Source organism: Streptomyces sp. NPDC016562 (assembly GCF_043076955.1).
Classification (GTDB): Bacteria; Actinomycetota; Actinomycetes; order Streptomycetales; family Streptomycetaceae; genus Streptomyces.
In genome coordinates, this window is sequence record NZ_JBIBRZ010000001.1 from 1,600,977 (window position 1) to 1,619,158 (window position 18,182).

General features: G+C 72.5%; 11 protein-coding genes. 5 read left to right on the forward strand and 6 right to left on the reverse strand.

Translation table 11 applies throughout. From position 1 onward, the window contains the following. Positions 1–6: 6 nt before the first annotated feature. The gene (locus ACF059_RS07380) at positions 7–5,853 is read right to left on the reverse strand and encodes a TIR domain-containing protein (RefSeq protein ID WP_392053129.1); all 5,847 of its coding nucleotides are present in this window, start codon (positions 5,851–5,853) and stop codon (positions 7–9) included. A 168-nt stretch (positions 5,854–6,021) separates the two neighbouring features. Between ACF059_RS07380 and ACF059_RS07385 the strand changes: the two genes are divergently transcribed. Beyond that, the gene (locus ACF059_RS07385) at positions 6,022–7,212 is read left to right on the forward strand and encodes an SLC13 family permease (RefSeq protein ID WP_392052624.1); all 1,191 of its coding nucleotides are present in this window, start codon (positions 6,022–6,024) and stop codon (positions 7,210–7,212) included. 15 nt (positions 7,213–7,227) lie between these two features. On the opposite strand, the gene ACF059_RS07390 is transcribed toward ACF059_RS07385, so the two are convergent. From ACF059_RS07390 to ACF059_RS07405, 4 genes are all read right to left on the reverse strand, one after another. Beyond that, the gene (locus ACF059_RS07390) at positions 7,228–8,055 is read right to left on the reverse strand and encodes an inositol monophosphatase family protein (protein ID WP_392052627.1); all 828 of its coding nucleotides are present in this window, start codon (positions 8,053–8,055) and stop codon (positions 7,228–7,230) included. Then, positions 8,036–8,524: a hypothetical protein gene (locus ACF059_RS07395; protein WP_392052630.1), complete on the reverse strand. Its 489-nt coding sequence runs from the start codon at positions 8,522–8,524 to the stop codon at positions 8,036–8,038. Before ACF059_RS07395 ends, ACF059_RS07390 begins: the two co-directional genes overlap by 20 nt. 154 nt (positions 8,525–8,678) lie before the next feature. Next, positions 8,679–9,623: a hypothetical protein gene (locus tag ACF059_RS07400; RefSeq protein WP_392052633.1), complete on the reverse strand. Its 945-nt coding sequence runs from the start codon at positions 9,621–9,623 to the stop codon at positions 8,679–8,681. Positions 9,624–9,736: 113 nt separating this feature from the next. Continuing rightward, positions 9,737–11,197, reverse strand: a complete 1,461-nt coding sequence (locus tag ACF059_RS07405) for an MFS transporter (protein WP_392052636.1) — start codon at positions 11,195–11,197, stop codon at positions 9,737–9,739. A 166-nt stretch (positions 11,198–11,363) separates the two neighbouring features. Here ACF059_RS07405 and ACF059_RS07410 point away from each other — a divergent pair, with 166 nt between their 5' ends. After that, positions 11,364–12,323 (forward strand): helix-turn-helix domain-containing protein, encoded by a 960-nt coding sequence (locus ACF059_RS07410; RefSeq protein WP_392052639.1) that lies wholly within the window; start codon positions 11,364–11,366, stop codon positions 12,321–12,323. On the opposite strand, the gene ACF059_RS07415 is transcribed toward ACF059_RS07410, so the two are convergent. Continuing rightward, entirely contained in the window at positions 12,310–12,672 is a 363-nt protein-coding gene (locus tag ACF059_RS07415; protein WP_392052642.1) for a zinc ribbon domain-containing protein YjdM, read from the reverse strand. The two genes, ACF059_RS07410 and ACF059_RS07415, sit on opposite strands and share 14 nt — an antisense overlap. 180 nt (positions 12,673–12,852) lie before the next feature. Between ACF059_RS07415 and ACF059_RS07420 the strand changes: the two genes are divergently transcribed. The 3 genes from ACF059_RS07420 (at position 12,853) to ACF059_RS07430 (ending at position 18,084) form a co-directional block, all read left to right on the forward strand. Next, positions 12,853–14,481 (forward strand): AMP-binding protein, encoded by a 1,629-nt coding sequence (locus tag ACF059_RS07420; RefSeq protein WP_392052644.1) that lies wholly within the window; start codon positions 12,853–12,855, stop codon positions 14,479–14,481. A gap of 141 nt (positions 14,482–14,622) precedes the next feature. Next, positions 14,623–15,831 (forward strand): serine hydrolase domain-containing protein, encoded by a 1,209-nt coding sequence (locus ACF059_RS07425; RefSeq protein ID WP_392052647.1) that lies wholly within the window; start codon positions 14,623–14,625, stop codon positions 15,829–15,831. 231 nt (positions 15,832–16,062) lie between these two features. Continuing rightward, positions 16,063–18,084 carry a discoidin domain-containing protein gene (locus tag ACF059_RS07430; protein WP_392052650.1) on the forward strand — a complete coding sequence of 674 codons (2,022 nt, stop codon included), beginning with the start codon at positions 16,063–16,065 and terminating at the stop codon, positions 18,082–18,084. The last annotated feature ends 98 nt before the right edge of the window (positions 18,085–18,182 follow it).

The window sequence follows — 18,182 nt, forward strand, 5'->3', positions numbered from 1 at the left end:
CGTTTCTCACAGTTCCTCCCCCAGCGGCAGGCGGTGCACGCCCGGCAGGTACTCGTCGAGCTCCCCCGGGGTGAACCTGGACATGCCCACGACGTGCCAGAACTCACCGGCCACGTCGCCCTCGTACTTGTACCCGCCCCCCGGTGTCAGCGCCGCCCAGCCGCCCGCCATGCCCATAAGCGTCGCACGCAGCGACGGCTCCCCCTGCGCCGGGAGGTTCCACAGCCGCACGGTCCCGTCCTCCGCTCCGCTCGCCAGGGTGGTGCCGTCCGGGGAGAACGCGAGGGCGAGCACCCGGCCGGTGTGGCCGACGAGGTCGGTGAGGTGCTCCCCCGTCGCGGGGTCCCACAGGCCGACCGAGCGGTCGTCGCCCGCGGCGGCCAGCAGCGGGCGGCTGGGGTGCGCCGCCGCGGCCCACAGGCGGCCGCCGCGCCCGCGCAGGCGCAGGCTCGGCTCGCCGTCCCGCCAGACGATGACGCTGCCGTCCCAGCTCGCACTGGCCAGCCACGCGCCGCGCGGGCCGTACGCGACCGCGTACACCCGGTCGGCGTGCCCGGCGCCGCCGCCGAGCTCGGCCAGGAGGTCGCCGCTCCGGGCGTCCCACACCCGTACGAAGCTGTCGTCGCAGCCGGTGGCCAGGACGTCGCTGTCCGGGCGGAAGGCGATCGAGCGGACCCTGCCGCGGTGCCGGGTGAGGGTCGACACGGGGGATCCGGTGGGGCGGAACCAGACGCGCACGGAGTCGTCGTCGTTGGCGGTGGCGAGGAGGGTGCCGTCCTTGTTGAAGGCCTCCGCCCAGACGTGTTCGGTCTCGGCGTCCAGTTCCCTGAGGTACTCGCCGGCCGCCGGGTCCCACAGGTACATGTCCCCGTCGTTGCTGGCCGTGGCGAGGAGGGGTTCGACGGGGCTGAACACCGCCGAGACCAGCCGGTCGCCGCGCCCGGTGAGCTCGTCGGTGCGCCTGCCGGTGCGCGTCTCCCACAGCCGTACGACCCCGTCGTTGCCGGCGGTCGCCAGCTGGGCTCCGTCGGCGCTGAAGGCGACCCCGCTGATCCGCCGGCCGTGGCCGCGCAGGATGCGCTTGCCCTGGCCGGTGGCGGAGTCCCAGATCTGCGCGCCGCCGTCGTTGCCGACGGTGAGCAGCTGGCTGTCGCCGGGCCGGAAGGCGCAGGCCCAGGCGGTGCCGCGGTGCGGGGCCGGCTGCTGGGCGTGGAGGGTGACCGCGTATCCGTGCGGTCGTCCGGTGACCGTCCACAGGCGGACCGTGCCGTTGCTGTCGCAGGAGGCCAGGAGCCTGCCGTCGTCGCTGAACAGCACTTGGTAGACGGCGCCCGTGCCGCGTTCGAGTATGCCGGCGGGGGTGCCGACGACGGGGTCCCACAGGCGGACCTGTCCGTCGGTGTCGCCGCTGGCGAGGAGGTTGCCGTCGGGGTGGAAGTCGAGGACGTAGACGCGGCCGGTGTGTCCGGTGAACTCGTGCAGCAGCTGCGCGTCGGCTGTCCGCCAGATCCGCACCGTGCCGCCCCGCCCGTCCCCGCCCCGGTCGGCGGTGGCGAAGAGGGTGCCGTCCGGGCTGAACCGGGCCCGGTACACGGCGCCCCGGTGGCCCCCGATCTCGCGGATGCAGCGCCCGGTGGCCAGGTCCCACAGGCGTGCCTTCGCGGCCGCGTCGCCGGTGAGCAGCATGCCGCCCGGGCCGTGGACCGCGGTGTAGACGGGCGCGACGTGCCCGGGCAGCCGGTGTACGGGCTCGCCGGTGGCCACGTCCCAGACGGTGACCAGGCCCTCGCGGTCGCCCGTGGCGAGCCGGGTGCCGGCCGGGTCGAACGAGACCGGCCACACCCCGTCGGGGTGGACGTCCAGGCGGTGGCGGCAGGCGCCGGTCACCGGGTCCCAGAGCCGTACGGTGCCGTCGGAGCCGCCGGTGGCGATGACGCCGTCGCGGAACTTCACGGCGTACACCCGCCCCTCGTGCCCCTGGAGGGTGCGCACGGCCCGGCCGTCGTCGGCGCCGCAGACCAGGATCGAGCCGTCCTCGCTGCCGACGGCGAGCAGTTCGCCGTCGGCGCTGTACGCGATGGGCTCGGGCAGCCGGCTCGTACGCATGCCGAAGCCGTACGGGACGCCGACCGCCGACGGCCGGAACCCGGCGTCCACCGGCATCCCCGGGGCGATCGCGGCGGTCCTGAGCTCGGGCGCCGCCCGCACCGCGTCGTCCATGGTCACGTCGATGAGCGCGGCCCGGTGCCAGCGGCTGCCGGTCAGCAGGGCGCCGCGCAGGTCGGCCCGGGTCAGCCGGGCCCGGCACAGGTCGGCGCCGGTGAGGTCGGCCCCGCTCAGGTCGGCCCGGTCCAGGCGGGCGCCGGTGAGCCGGGTGCCGCGCAGCAGGGCTCCGGAGAGGTTGGCGCCGATCAGCCGGGTGTCGGTCAGATCGGCGTCGCTGAGGTCGACCCCCGAGAAGTCGCGGTGCGAGAGGTCCTCGCCGGCGAGCCCCGCTCCGCGCAGGTCGGCGTTGGCGGGCACCCGGAGCCGGTCGCTGATCCGCATGGCGTTGGCGCGGGCGGCGTCGTTGACGCCGCGTCCGGGCGAGTCGAGGACCTCGCGCACCCAGCGGGCGCACAGGGCGTGGTCGGCGAGGTCGCAGAAGAACTCCACCGCGAGCTGGCTCAGCGGGCGGGCGAAGAGCACGGTGTGCTGCCCGCGGGCGAGCTGGTGGGCGGCCTCCCTGGCCACCAGCCATTCGATGACGGAGCCGTGGATGAACTGGAAGACGCCGTCGTCGCTGCGCACCAGCAGGCTGCCCGCCCCGACCGCCTGGGCTCGCTCGGCCGGGGAGAGCGGGGACTCGGTGAGGTCGCTGAGCGTCCCGGCCACCGCCTCGGTGAGCTCGTCGAGCCGCAGGGCGCTGCGGCCGCTCTCCCACAGCCGCCAGGCCAGCGCGGTCACCGCCGCCCACAGCTGGTCGGCGGTGAGCCCGGGCGGGGCGCCGGGTCCTCCCTGGCCGCGCCGTTCCTCGTGGTCGAGCCAGGACGTGAACACGTCCTGGTACAGCCGCGCGGCGCTGAGCGCACGGCCCGCTCCGGCGACGGCCCGCAGCTGGTCCTGGCTCAGGTCGGCGACGAAGGACAGCAGCCGCGGATTGCGGCAGAGCATGAGGAGGTCGGGGATGTTGCGCAGGAGCTGGAAGCGCTGGTCGGCCGCGTCCTCGTTGCCGTAGCTGCGCACCAGGTACGAGCGGATCTGCGCCGGGGTGAAGCCCTCCACCGACAGGATCCGGCGCTGCGGGAGCAGTCCCACGCGCTCGCCGAGGGCGGTGAGGATCTGGGCGTGCGATTTGAAGTGCTGGGTGCGGCTGCTGACGACGATCTTGGCGTTGTCGACGGCGGCGTCGAGGAGGACCTGGAGGTGGTCGGCGGCCCGGTCGTAGCTGACCCGGTGGACCAGCTCGTCGAAGCCGTCGAAGAGCAGGACCACGCGGCCCTGCGCGAGCATGTAGCGCAGGGCCCGCAGGTCGATGGTGTCGACTCCGTGGCCGGCCAGGTGGGCGGCGACGAGGCCTTCCAGGCTGTGGGCCCGGTCGAGAGTGTTGAGCGGGATCAGCAGCGGTGTCAGGTGCGGGAGCTGCTCGGAGATGCGGCGGGCCAGCTCGCGCAGGGCGAAGGTCTTGCCGTGCCCGAAGTCGCCGAGGAGCAGGACGAACCGGCCGTGGTCGGATTCGAGGAGCTCCAGGAGTTCCTCGACGAGGCCGTCGCGTTCCCGGCCGGAGCTGCCCTGGCCGTCGGTGCGGTCGGCGTCGCGGTAGCGCTGGGGGAGGTAGAGACCCGGGGCGTACTGCTCGCTGCTGCTGAGCCGGGCGGCCTGCGCGGCGACGTAGCCCCGCAGGTCGAGCAGGCCCTGGAACTCGATGAAGCTGCGCAGCCTGACCCGTACGCCGTGGCTGACGGCCCGCTGGCGCAGGCCGCCGGCCGGGCCGTCGCCCGCGTAGACCAGGACGGCCTCCGAGCCGGGGTCGGTGGCGTGCACCTGGGCGATGAAGCGGTCGAGTTCCTCTTCGGTGGGGGTGCCGGGGTGGACGGCGATGCGCTGCTGCTGCACGACGCCGTCCTCCTGCTCCCGCCAGGTGGCCATGATCTGCGCCATGTCGTCCGGTTCGCGGCGCGGGACGTCGCGCAGGCGTACGCCCTCCCGGCGCACCCGGCAGATCTCCTTGACGCGTTCGACGAGCGAGGCGGCCGGATCGTCCAGGGGCGCCCTGCCGTCCGCGGGTCCGGCGGTGATGACGGGCGGCAGCTGGGGCACGGGAAAGACCCGGCGGGTCTGCCTCCAGGCGGCGGGGAAGCGCTGGGAGGCCGCCTCGATCCGGTCCTGCCAGCGGGTGACGCCGTCCGCGGTGACCTGGAGCAGCTGGAACCGGGCGGGGCCTGCGGAGCCGAAGAGCGGCAGCTCGCCGGCGGCGCCGGGCAGATGGCCGCGGCTGGGGTCGGCGGCGAGGGTGCGCGGGCCGCCGGTGGGTCCGTGCAGCAGAAGGTGGAGCCGCGGGGCGGCCAGCCGGGCGAAGGTGTCGGCGTCCCGCAGTCCGCCGGGTCCGCCCACCGCGTCGCCCGGGCGGCGGCCGTCGGTGAGGGGGTGGCGCAGCGCGCCGATGCGCAGCCAGCCCTCCTCCTCGTACCGGCGCATGGCCTCGGCGAACCAGGCGGCCTGGTCGCGGCCGATGAACCCGTACTGCTCCTCGGGGCGGTGGCTGTAGGCCATGGAGGAGTTGAAGCCGGCGACGACCGTGCTCAGTTCGGGCACGGGGAAGAGGGTCCAGGGCTGGTCGCTGTCGAAGACGGTGTCCAGCCCCTGGTAGAGGCCGCGGAAAAGCCGTGTGTAGTGGCGCCACTTGGGCCAGTACGGGGGCTGCGGCGCCACCTCGTCGGCCTCGCAGCTGTGGAAGTACGCGAGGCAGGCCGCCTGGTTCACGTCCTGCGCACCCGGCACCACCATCACCCGCTGGGGGGACAGGTCGAGCTGGGAGCGCAGCGCGGTGAGGAAGCTCAGGGCCTGGTCGCACTCGCGCGGGCTGCCGGACGCGGTGAGGTCCCCGGTCACCACCATCAGGTCGGGGGCGGGCGCCCCGGCGTCCCGGAGCATGATGAGGTCGCCGCGGATCTGGCGGCTGAGCGAGTCGGGCTCGCGGCCGCGCCCGAAGTCGGGCCCGGCCAGGTGCAGGACGGTGACGGCTTCCTGGGCGCTGCCCGCGCCGGCCCGGGAGGCCTGCGGATAGAGCGGCGCCCTGGCCGGGCGCCGGCGCCCGGACCAGCCGGGGCCGGCGAGCGCGCTCGGCTGCGGCCGGCCCGGATGGGGCTGCTCCGGGTGTCGGGGGGAGCCCGAGGCGCTCCCGGGGAAGCCGGGCCGGCGGCCCGGGCGGGCGTGCCCGTCGACGGCCTGCCCGACCCGCGTCAGCAGCAGGGAACGGGCGGCGTCGGTGTCGGCCACGCCCACCAGGTCGACGTAGGTGATGGTGGCGAGCAGTCCCTCGATCGGGATCTCGTCCACCCGCACGGTCAGCAGGCGCCGCTCGGGGGACTCGGGGGAGGCGCGCAGCGCGGCCTGCCACTCCATGCGGCCGTAGGTGGAGCGTTCGTAATGACGTGACAATACGGCGATCACCGCGACCGACTCGCTGACCCCGCGGTCCATGAAGTCTATGAAGTTGGTTCCTGGTACAAAGTCCCAGGCCTGCACCACGGTGCGGTAGCCGGCTTCCTCCAGGGTCCAGGCGATCCATGCGGCCCAGGGTTCGTCTGCCGGCGAGTAGCTGATGAAGAAGTCGAACTCTCTTGCAGGAGCACCGAATTGGCCATCCGTCATCATGGGACCATCGTAGGGGCGTCCCTGCTGCGACGGCTTCGCCTCGTCGAAGACGGGGAACAGCGCCCGGCCGCGGATGGAGCGCCGCCCGCGTCACCCGGGCGGCCCGGTCCGGATGCGTCCGCGCCCCCTGACGTCCAACCGCCTGTTTGTGCGAGTCTGTTCGGCGTGTCTCTCCTCAGACGTCTGCATCCACTGGACTGGCTGGCCGGCGGGCTGCTCGCGCTCGGTGTGCTGTGCGTCGCCACGGGTCTGCTGCCGTCGGAGCCCGCCGGGGACGTGATGGAGCGCATCGTCCCCCTGCTGGTGTTCCTCGCCACGGTGATCGTCCTCGCCGAACTGACCGGCAAGGCCCAGGTGTTCGACGTGGTCGCCACCTGGGTGGCGCGGGCGGGACGTGGGAACTACGTCCTGCTCTTCGGCCTGTGCGTGCTGTTCGCGTCCGTCACCACCATCACCCTCAACCTGGACACCACGGCGGTCCTGCTGACCCCGGTGATGTTGGCGCTGGCCACGCGGGTGGGCATCGCGGCCGTGCCGCTGGCGATGACCACGGTGTGGCTGGCCAACACGGCGAGCCTGCTGCTCCCCGTGTCGAACCTGACGAACCTGCTGGCCGCGGACCGGGTGGCGCTGGCGCCCTCGGAGATGGCCGCCACCATGTGGGCGCCGCAGGTGGCGTCCATCGCGGTCACGATGGCCTGCCTGTGGGGCTTCTACTGGCGCCTGGGCCGGCGCGGCGAACTGCGCTACGAGCCCCCGTCGGCGCCGCGCCCGGCGGACCGGGTCCTGTTCCGCGTGAGCGCGCTGGCCTGCGCCGGCTTCCTGCTGGCGATCCTCCTCGCCGACGTGCCCCTGTGGACGGCGTCGATGACGGCCGCGCTGGTCGTGCTGGTGGCCTTCGCGGTGCGCAGCCGCGACACGCTGCGCCTGTCGCTGGTCCCCTGGCGGCTGCTGGTCCTGGTCCCGGGGATGTTCCTGGTCGTGGAGACCGTCAACGCCCACGGCCTGCACGGGATACTGACGACGGCCATGGGCACCGACAACGGCGTGACGGGCATGCTGCGGTCCGCCGCGGTCGGCGCCGGTTTCTCCAACGCGCTGAACAACCTGCCCGCCTACATGGCCGCCGAGGCGGCCATCCCCGATGGCAACCACCATCAGCTGCTCGCGCAGCTCATCGGCGTCAACGTGGGACCGGTCATCACGCCGTGGGCCTCGCTGGCCACGCTGCTGTGGTTCGAACGGTGCCGCTGGCACGGCACCCGGATCGAGCTGGGCCGCTTCCTCGGCACGGGGCTGGTGCTGGCGGTCACGGGCACGCTGGCGGCGACGGTCGCGCTGGCGGCCACCACCTGAGAGCGGTCCGGTGGATCACGCCGGGCTCGCGGCGCCCACCTCCCGCAGCAGGAGCGCGAGGGTCTCGCCGCGCGCGGCCACGAAGCTGCGCCCGCTGTCGTCCCCGGCGAAGCCCGGTCTGAACTGCGCCCCGGACAGCGTGCGCAGTTCCACCCCCGCCTCGGCCGCGAGCAGTGCGCCGGTCGGCAGGTCCACGCCCTCGGCCCGGTAGCCGACGAAGGCGTCGATGGTGCCGCGCGCCAGCAGGCTCCAGCCGAGCAGCGGCGCCCACAGCTGCAGGACGCGCCGGCAGTGCGGTTCGAGTGCCCCGCGCAGGGCGGCCGCCGTCGGGTCGCCGCGCCGTACGGCGTACCCCTGCGTCCAGGCGACGACGGGCCCCGCGGGCGGGAGCCCCGGGGCGGGACCGGGCAGTGGCCCGGCCGCACCGTGGGCTCCCCGGCCCGTGACCGCGTGCCAGGTCTCGCCGGTGACCGGCTCGTGCACCACGCCCATCACCGGGGCGCTTCCCAGGCACAGCCCGATGCCCACCACGTAGGCGGGCAGCCCGATCGCCACGTTGTTGCTGCCGTCCAACGGGTCGACCAGCCAGGTGCGCTCGCCCGCCGCGTCGAGGAGCCCGGCCTCCTCGGACAGGATCCGGTCGTGCGGGAAGTGCCGCTGGATGTGGCCGAGTACGAGCTTCTCCGCGGCGAGGTCGAGGTCCGTGAGCACGTCCCCGGACTCGCCCTTCGTCCGCAGGCACTGCGCCGAACCGAAGCGCCTGCGCAACAGGCCGCCCGCCTCCCGCGCCGCGGCGACGGCCACGTGCAGCTCGCGCTCGAAGTCAGGCCCGCTGTTGGGCATCGATCCTCCTGAGGACGGTGTGGGCGCTGCGCACGGTCTGCCCCGTGTCGCACAGCCGGCGGGTCGTGCGGCGCGGGCGGCCGTCGAGCGGCCCCAGCGAGAGGTCGACCTGCCCGGGGATCGAGAACCCGTGCACCAGGGTGGCCGCTGGGGCCCCGCCCGCCAGGGCGGTGGCGTGGAACTGGCCCGCGGCCAGGGTGTAGCTCTCCCCGCCGGAGGTGATGTGGGCGGGGCCGATCTCGCTGCGCACGAGGAGGGGGGTGGGCCGGATCTCGTCCACGCCGTCGCTGCGGCTGCGGACCTCGAACACCCGGTGCGTCGCGCCCGCCTCGCCGTCGGCCACCACGGTGGTGTGCACGGGGAGGTTGGCCACCCGGCCGTACAGCACGCGGCTGCGCAGCTCCCAGCTGTGGCAGTGCATGGGCGAGGCGTCGGGCTCGGGGCGGTGGTCCGTCTCGAAGAGGTGCACGCAGACCCCGCGCGGGCCCTCTCTCAGCAGCGGCAGGCACAGGAATCCGAGGGGATGACGTACGGCACGTAACTCCCGTGCTCCCGTGGCTATTTCCTCCAGGGTGACGAGAGACCTTTCGAGCTCGTGGTCCATGGTGCGCGCCGGGGGCGCCTCACCTCCTGTAAGGGTCCTCCGCGTGCAGGGCCTTTTCGATGATCTTGCCGATGTCGCTGTCGGTGAAGACGCGCGGCAGCGGGAGCCGCAGCTCGTCGAAGAGCGTCCGCACCTCGTCGACGGTGGGCTCCTGGCCGAGCGGCGAGGCGACGCGCAGGTCGAGAGCGGTGGCCTGCTCGCGGCTCTGGTGCAGCTCGGTCACGTAGTAGTCGTAGAGCGGCTGCCCCCGCTCGACCAGCAGGTTCACCCTCGACTGGTCGTCCTGGGTGATGACCAGGCAGGTCTCGGACAGGTCGAAGCGCAGCGTCGGTACGGCGGACGAGAGGTGCACGCTGATCTCGAGCGTCGTGAGCTGCCGCTGGTACCAGCAGGCGGCGAGGACGGTCGCGTACGACTCCCGCCGGACGCGGTCGGTGGTCCACACCTCGTCGTTCTGGCGCTGCCTGCCGAACATCTGCCGGAAGCGGGCGTAGGCGGCGCACGCCCGCTCGTCGGCCGGGTTGACGATGTCGATCTTCACGTTGAGCTGCGAGCGCTGCTCCTTGGCCGCGCTCACGCACAGGGGCAGCGTCACCGCCCGCAGGTAGGTGCCCGTACCGCCCTTGAAGTACCAGAGGTTGGTGTGCTGCCGGGCCTCTCGCAGGGCCTCGCCGACCTCGTTGCCCGAGAGGGAACGCACCATGGCGAGGTCCTCCAACGCCCGCCGGGTCCCGCTCATGGCCTCCTGAATGCTCGCGGGGCGCCGTACGCGCTCCACGATCGACCCGGTCGCGAGCAGACCGAGCACGACCAGGGTGGCGCCGGAGGACACGTCGTCGCTGATGACGTCGCCGAAGATGTCCAGGAACCCGACGGCCATCGCGACCAACAGGGCGACGACCACGTCGGCGTTGCGCAGCACCCAGGCCACGAAACGCTCCAGCCGCCCGACATGCGCCGCCATGGACGCCCCCCTCCCCCGCCGTGCACCGATGGTAGGAGATCTCCCCACGGCGCCACCAGGGGCACTTTCCGGATGCCCGCGCACGCCCCGGCGTCCGCGGAGCGCACACGGCGTCAGACCCGCTGCCGGGCGGCCCTGCCGGGGAGGAAGAGGCCGGTGGTGAGGGTGCCGAGGAGGACGATCGCGGTGTTGACGACGAGCGCGGTCGTGATCCCGCCGTGGACGTCGGTGTGCGACGCGGCGATCGCGGACATGACCGGAGTGCCCATCGTGATGCCGATCTGCTGGGTCATCGTCGCCAGGCCCGTCGCCATGCCCTGCTCGTGGTCGGGCAGGCCCGTGGTCGCCGTCACCATGAAACCGACGATCACCAGCATGTTGCCGATGCCGCCGACGAAGGTCGCGAGCAGCAGGAGCCACAGGGTCCCGGAGGTCTCCCCCAGCCCGACCAGGCTCAGGGTCGCGGCCGCCTGCACGGCCCCGCCGGCCAGGAGCGTCGTACGGGTGCCGGTCGCGGCGATCACCCGCGCCGCGAGTGCGCCACCGATGACGGTGCCGACGCCCAGCACGCCGAACGACAGACCTGCGGTCAGCGCCGAGAAGTCCAGCACGTCCTGGAGGTGGAGCGTCATCAGGAAGACCAGGCTCGTCTCCGTCAGGAAGGCGATCAGGCCTGCGATGTTGCCCCAGGCCACCGTCCTCCTCTTCAGCACCGAGACGGGCACCAGCGGACTCGACGCCTTCGACTCCACCGCGTAGAACACCACCAGCAGCGCCGCACCGGCGGCGAGCCAGCCCAGCGCCGGACCCGAACCCCAGCCGTGGTCGCCCGCCTGCGTCAGACCGTAGATCAGGGCGAGCAGACCCGCCGTCACGGCCGCCGCACCCGGCAGGTCCAGCTTCGGACGGGTGGTGGGGCGGGACTCCTTGATGACCGCGGGGGCGATGAGCAGGACGGCCAGCGCGACCGGGACGTTGACGAGGAACGCCCACCGCCACGACAGCAGATCCGTCAGGACACCGCCGAGGACGGCGCCCGTAGTGAACCCGGCCGACATCAACGCCCCGTTGAGACCCAGTGCCTTCTGGCGCAGCGGACCCTCGGGGAACGAGGTCGTCAGGAGCGACAGACCCGCCGGGGTCACGGCCGCGGTGGCCAGTCCCTGGAGGACGCGGGCGACGAGCAGCGCCTGCGGGCTGTTGGCCAGCCCGCCCGCCAGGGAGGACGCGGCCAGCACCGCCAGGCCCACCAGGAACAGCCGGCGGCGGCCGAACAGGTCCGCGACCCGCCCGAAGAGGAGGGTGAACCCGGCGGCGCACAGGGCGAACGACGTCGCGATCCACTGGAGGTCCGGCAAAGAGAATCCGAGGCCCTCGCCGATCACCGGCAGCGCCACGTTCAGGATCGAGAAGTCGACCGCCAGCATGAACTGCGCCACCAGCAGCACCACCAGCACCAGTTTCAGACGCCCGTCCAGTCGGACCGGCGTCCCGGGCCCCAGGCCCTTCCCCGCCTCCTTCCCCGCGCCCTTCCCCGCACCGGCATCCACGCGCACACCTTCGACAACGGACATCGCCACGCATCCTCTCGCTCACGCAACACCGTGTTGCGCCACCGACTCTGGAGCGCCCGAAGGGAGTTACCCAGCCCCCTGACGGTGGTGGCACCCGGGAAGCTGGCACTGGCAGGGCCACCTTCGCGGCCGCTGCCCGGCGCCCTCCCCCGGCACACTGGAGGGCATGGACACACCCACCGCTCTGGGCGCCTTCCTGCGCACCCGTCGCGCCCAGCTCCAGCCCGAGGACGTGGGGCTCCCCTCCCACGGCACCCGCCGGCGCGTGCCCGGGCTGCGGCGCGAGGAGCTCGCCCTGCTGGCGGGCGTGAGCATCACCTACTACACGCACCTGGAGCAGGGGCAGAGCACGAACGCCTCGGACAGCGTCCTGGACGCCCTGGCCCGCGCCCTGCGGCTGACCCCGGACGAGCACGCGCACCTGCACGACCTGGCCCGGCCGCCGCGTGCCAAGCGGGCCGCCTCGCCCCGCCCCGCGTACGTCCGGGACACCACGCGCCGGCTGATCGGCGCGATGCCGCAGGTCCCCGCCGTGGTCCTGGACGGCCGCAACGACGTCCTCGCCTGGAACGCGCTGGGCCACGCCCTGCTCGCCGGGCACCTCGACCCCGCGAGCCCCGACGATCCGGCCGTGCGTCCCAACCTCACGCGGATGCTGTTCCTCGACCCGCTGACCCGGGACCTCTACACGGACTGGAAGAAGGAGGCCCGGGTGGCGCTGGCGGCGCTGCGGCTGGTCGCCGGACGCCATCCCGAGGACCGCGCCCTCGCCGAGCTCATCGGGTCCCTGATGCTGCGGAGCCCCGACTTCGCCACCCTCTGGTCCCAGCACCCCGTACGGGACTGCACCGTCGGGACCAAGAGCCTGCACCACCCGGTCGTGGGTCCCCTCACCCTCGACTTCGAGAGCCTGCACCTCACCGACGGCACCAACCACCGGATGCTGCTCTACAGCGCCCCCGAGTCCTCCCCCTCGGACGCGGCGCTGCGCATGCTGTCGAGCCTGACCGCCGATGGCGCCGGCGCGGGGCGCGGAACCGGAAAGCCCGCGTCGGCGGGTGCGGACGCGGGCTCGGGGGGCGAGGGGGGCCAGGAGGCCCAGGAGGGCCGGGTCAGACCTTCCTGACCACGCTCGACTTGAGCTGCATGGCGCCGAAGCCCTCGATCCTGCAGTCGATGTCGTGCCCGTCGACGCCGTCGACGAGGCGGATGTTGCGCACCTTGGTGCCCGCCTTGATGCCGGAGGTGCTGCCCTTGACCTTCAGGCCCTTGACGACCGTCACGGTGTCGCCGTCGGACAGTACGTTGCCGACCGAGTCCTTGACCACCCGCTCCTGCGGGGCGCCGGCCGGGCCGTCGGAGGCCGCGGAGGGCTGCCATTCGTGTCCGCACTCGGGACAGATCAGGAGCGCGCCCATCTCGTAGGCGTAGGCGCTGGAGCACTCGGGGCAGGGGGGCAGGGCGGTCTCAGTCACCTGACCAGTCTATTTCAGGCCATGGGGGCCGGCGGCTCGCCGTCGGCGGCGCCGGCTTTCCCGGAAGCCGCGAGGACCGCGCCCGGCGTGTGCGAGAGTCCGGTCGGCGCGGATCACCCGCCGCGCGCCCGCCCGGTGCCGCCCAGTCCAGTCCGGTCCCGTCCCGTCCAGGAGGTCCATGTGTCCGCCGCATCGAGCTACGCGTCCGGGGTCTGTGAGGTGCCGCTGCTGGGCGACACCATCAGCGAGAACCTGGACCGCACCGTGCGCAGGTTCCCCGGGCGCGACGCCCTCGTGGACGTGGCCGCCGGGCGCAGGTGGACGTACGCGGAGCTGGGCGCGGACGTCGACGCCCTCGCGCTGGGGCTGCTGGACCTGGGCATCGTCCGGGGGGACCGGGTCGGCATCTGGGCGCCCAACCGCGCGGAGTGGACGCTCGTGCAGTACGCCACCGCGAAGATCGGGGCGGTCCTGGTCACCGTGAACCCCGCGTACCGCGCGCACGAACTGGAGTACGTGCTGCGGCAGTCCGGGATCCGGCTGCTGGTGGCGGCCGAGCGGTTCAAGACCTCCGACTACGCGGCCATGATCGAGGAGGTGAGGCCGCGCTGCCCGGCGCTGGAGTTCACGGCCCTGCTGGAGGGTCCGCTCTGGGCCTCCCTGCTGGAGCGGGGCCGGCGGGGCGACCCGGCGGACCTCGCGCGGGCCCAGGCCGCGCTGAGCCCGGACGACCCGGTCAACATCCAGTACACCTCGGGAACCACCGGCTTCCCCAAAGGCGCCACGCTCTCGCACCACAACATCCTCAACAACGGCTTCTTCGTGGGCGAGTTGTGCCACTACACCGAGCAGGACCGGGTGTGCATCCCGGTGCCCTTCTACCACTGCTTCGGCATGGTGATGGGCAATCTCGCCTGCACCAGCCACGGCGCGGCCATGGTGATCCCCGCCCCCTCGTTCGACCCCGCGGCCACCCTGGCGGCGGTGGAGGCGGAGTCGTGCACCTCGCTCTACGGCGTCCCCACCATGTTCATCGCCGAGCTGGCGGATCCGGGCTTCGACGGGTACGACCTGTCGAGCCTGCGGACCGGGATCATGGCGGGCTCGCCCTGTCCGGTGGAGGTGATGAAGGAGGTCATCGACCGGATGGGCATGCGCGAGGTGTCCATCTGCTACGGGATGACGGAGACCTCGCCGGTGTCGACGCAGACCCGCGCCGACGACTCGGTCGAGCGCCGGGTCTCCACCGTGGGCCGCGTGGGGCCGCACCTCGAAGTGAAGGTGGTCGATCCGGACTCGGGACGGACGGTGCCGCGCGGGGAACCGGGCGAACTGTGCACCCGCGGCTACTCGGTGATGCTCGGCTACTGGGAGGACCCGCAGCGCACCGCCGAAGCCGTCGACGCGGCCCGCTGGATGCACACCGGGGACCTGGCCGTCATGGACGACGACGGGTACCTGAGCATCACCGGCCGGATCAAGGACATGGTGATCCGCGGCGGCGAGAACGTGTACCCGCGCGAGATCGAGGAGTTCCTGCACGCCCATCCGGACGTACTGGACGTCCAGGTCATCGGCGTACCCGACACGAAGTACGGGGAGGAGCTGATGGCGTGGGTGCGGATGCGCGAGGGCGCCGCTCCCCTGACGGCGGCGGCCGTGCGGGCCTACTGCGAAGGGCGGCTGGCCCATTTCAAGATCCCGCGCTACGTGCACGTCGTGGAGGAGTTCCCCATGACCGTCACCGGAAAGATCCGCAAGGTCGAGATGCGGGAGGCCGCGCTCCGGCTCCTGGAACGCCCCTCGTAGGACGGCGCGTTGCGGACCGGACCACCCGGTTCCTGCACGATGATCTTACGTAGGCGCGGCGTCGCCCGACCCCACCGGTCCGCGGCGCCGCTCCTGTTCGCCCTGCCGACCGACCACCGGAGGACCACCGTGACCCGACCCATGAGCCGACCCGTGACCCGACGTCTGACCCTCAGTGCCGCCCTGCTCGCGGTGATGGCCGCCGTGACGCCGGTGTCCACCGCCCACGCGTCGCCGGTCACCCCCGACATGGAGGCGCTGACCCAGGCGCTGCGGAACACGATGGACGCCGGGGCGCCGGGGGCGATGGCCCGGTTCTCCGGCCCGGCCGGGGTCAAGACCCAGGCCCTGGGCGTACGCGACAAGACGACGGGCGCGGCCATGAACCCGCAGGCCCGCTTCCGCATCGGCAGCGTCAGCAAGACCTTCTCCTCGGTCGTCCTGCTCCAGCTGGCGGGCGAGGAGCGGATCGCGCTGGACACCTCCGTCAACCACTACCTGCCGGGCCTGCTGCCCGACGACCGGATCACCGTGCGTCATCTGCTGACCCACCGCAGCGGGCTGGCGGACTACACCAACGCCATGTTCGACAAGACCGTGCCCGGCTTCGAGGCCGTGCGGAACAAGGTCTTCGGCTACCAGGACCTGGTGAAGCTCTCGCTGAGCGAGCCGAGGACCACCGAGCCCGGCGCGGCGTACAAGTACTCGAACACCAACTTCGTCGTCGTCGGCATGCTCATCGAGAAGATCACGGGCAACGGCGTGGCCACGGAGTACGACCGGCGCATCATCAAGCCGCTGGGCCTGCGGTACACCTCCTACGTGCACCCCGGCACCCGGATCGACGGCCTGCACGCGCGCGGCTACCTCCACCCGGACGAGGCCGGGGCGCCCCTCGTCGACTCCACCGAGCAGACCGTCTCGTGGGCCCAGTCCGCCGGGGCGATCATCTCCAACCAGTCCGATCTGAACACCTTCACGTCCGCGCTGCTCGGCGGCCGGCTGCTGTCGCCGCGCATGCTGGACGCCATGATCACCGTGACGCCCACCGACACCACGAACACGCGGTTCTACGGGCTCGGCCTGCGCCGCTACGACCTCTCCTGCGGCACGTCGGTCTACGGGCACACGGGCACCGTGCAGGGCTACTACACCTACGCCTTCTCCACCCGCGACGGCCGGCGCAGTCTCGCCGCCATGGCGAACACCTCGAACAAGGGGGCCGCCAACACGGCCCTCGGCGGGACGCTGGAGGCCGCGTTCTGCGGCAAGCAGCCCGCCGAGGCCAAGTCCACGATGCGCGGACTCGGGTTCACCCCGGCCGAGATGGACCTGCCCGAGCAGCGCTGACCCCTCAGCGTCAGCGTGTGAAGCGGAGTCCGGGGCAACGATCCTGACGAATCATCAGGTCATCTGTCCCGGACTCTTGACTCCGTCGGTGCCAGTCGCGATCCTCGTCGCAATATTTGTGCGGTCCATGACAAGCCACCCACCCGTGGCCGGCCGCGCTCCCGCTGACCGAAGACGTGAGTGATGACCATAAACCGACACACGCACCACAGGCGTAGGCCCCTGGCCGTCATGTCATTGCTCCTCGCCGTGGTGGCCATGGTGCTCGGCCCCGTGCCCAGTTCCTCCGCGGCCGATCCCGGCTGGTGGAACCCGGTCGCGCGGCCCGCGCCCGACTCCGACATCAACGTCACGGGCGAACCGTTCAAGGGGACCGACTCCCAGGGCCGGGTCCGGGGCTTCGTCGACGCACACGACCACCTGATGTCCAACGAGGGCTTCGGCGGCCGGCTCATCTGCGGCAAGCCGTTCTCCGAGCTCGGGGTCGCCGACGCGCTCAAGGACTGCCCCGAGCACTACCCCGACGGATCGCTCGCCGTCTTCGACTTCATCACCAAGGGCGGCGACGGCAGGCACGACCCCAACGGCTGGCCGACCTTCAAGGACTGGCCCGCCCACGATTCGCTGACCCACCAGCAGAACTACTACGCCTGGGTCGAGCGGGCCTGGCGCGGCGGTCAGCGGGTGCTCGTCAACGACCTCGTCACCAACGGCGTGATCTGCTCGGTCTACTTCTTCAAGGACCGCGGCTGCGACGAGATGACCGCCATCCGCCTGGAGGCGCAGAAGACGTACGACATGCAGGCGTACATCGACAAGATGTACGGCGGCGCGGGCAAGGGCTGGTTCCGGATCGTCACCGACTCCGCGCAGGCCCGGGAGGTCATCAAGCAGGGGAAGCTGGCCGTCGTGCTGGGGGTCGAGACCTCCGAGCCGTTCGGCTGCAAGCAGATCCTGGACATCGGCCAGTGCAGCAAGGAGGACATCGACCGCGGCCTGGACGAGCTGCACAAGCTGGGCATCCGCAGCATGTTCCTGTGCCACAAGTTCGACAACGCCCTGTGCGGGGTCCGCTTCGACGAGGGCGCGCTCGGCACCGCCATCAACGTGGGCCAGTTCCTGTCGACCGGCACGTTCTGGAAGACGGAGCAGTGCACCGGCCCGCAGCACGACAACCCCATCGGCCTGGCGGCGGCGCCCTCGGCGGAGAAGCAGCTGCCGGCGGGTGTGGCGGTCCCCTCGTACGCCGCGGACGCCCAGTGCAACACCCGCGGTCTCACCGAGCTCGGTGAGTATGCGGTGCGCGGCATGATGAAACGCAAGATGATGCTCGAAGTCGACCACATGAGCGTCAAGGCGGCGGGCCGGGCCTTCGACATCCTGGAGTCCGAGTCGTACCCGGGCGTGATCTCCTCGCACAGCTGGATGGACCTCAACTGGACCGAGCGCGTCTACAAGCTCGGCGGGTTCATCGCCCAGTACATGAGCGGCTCCGAGGCGTTCAGTGCCGAGGCGAAGCGCACGGACGCGCTGCGCGACAAGTACAAGGTGGGCTACGGCTACGGCACCGACATGAACGGCGTGGGCGGCTGGCCCGGCCCGCGCGGCGCCGGCACGCCGAACCCGGTGACGTACCCCTTCCGCAGCGCCGACGGCGGCTCCGTCATCGACAAGCAGACCACCGGGCAGCGCACGTGGAACCTCAACACCGACGGCGCCTCGCACTACGGGCTGGTGCCGGACTGGATCGAGGACATCCGGCTGGTCGGCGGCCAGGACGTGGTCGACGACCTGATGCGGGGCGCCGAGTCCTACCTCGGCACCTGGTCGGCGTCCGAACAGCACAAGGCCGGGGTGAACCTCGCCTCGGGCGCGTCCGCCTCGGCGTCCACGTCGCAGTGGTGGAACCCGTTCGTGGACTACTCGCCGGGCCGGGCCGTCGACGGCGACCGGGGCACCCGCTGGGCGAGCGAGTGGAACGACAACCAGTGGCTCCAGATCGACCTCGGCTCCCCGAGCCTGATCAAGCGCGTCACCCTCGACTGGGAGACCGCGTACGCGCGGGGCTACCGCATCGAGGTGTCCGCCAACGGCACGGACTGGCAGAGCGTGTGGTCCACCGACTCCGGTGACGGCGGCCTCGACACGGCGCGCTTCTCGGGCGTCCCGGCGCGCTACGTACGCGTCCAGGGGCTCCAGCGCGGCACGCAGTGGGGCTACTCCCTGCACGAGGTGGGGGTCTACAGCGGCTGACGACCGCAGCACTCGGGGCCGGCCGGATCGCCACACGATCCGGCCGGCCCCCGCACATCACCCCGCCGCACCGAGCGCAGGGCGGACAGCACGACCCC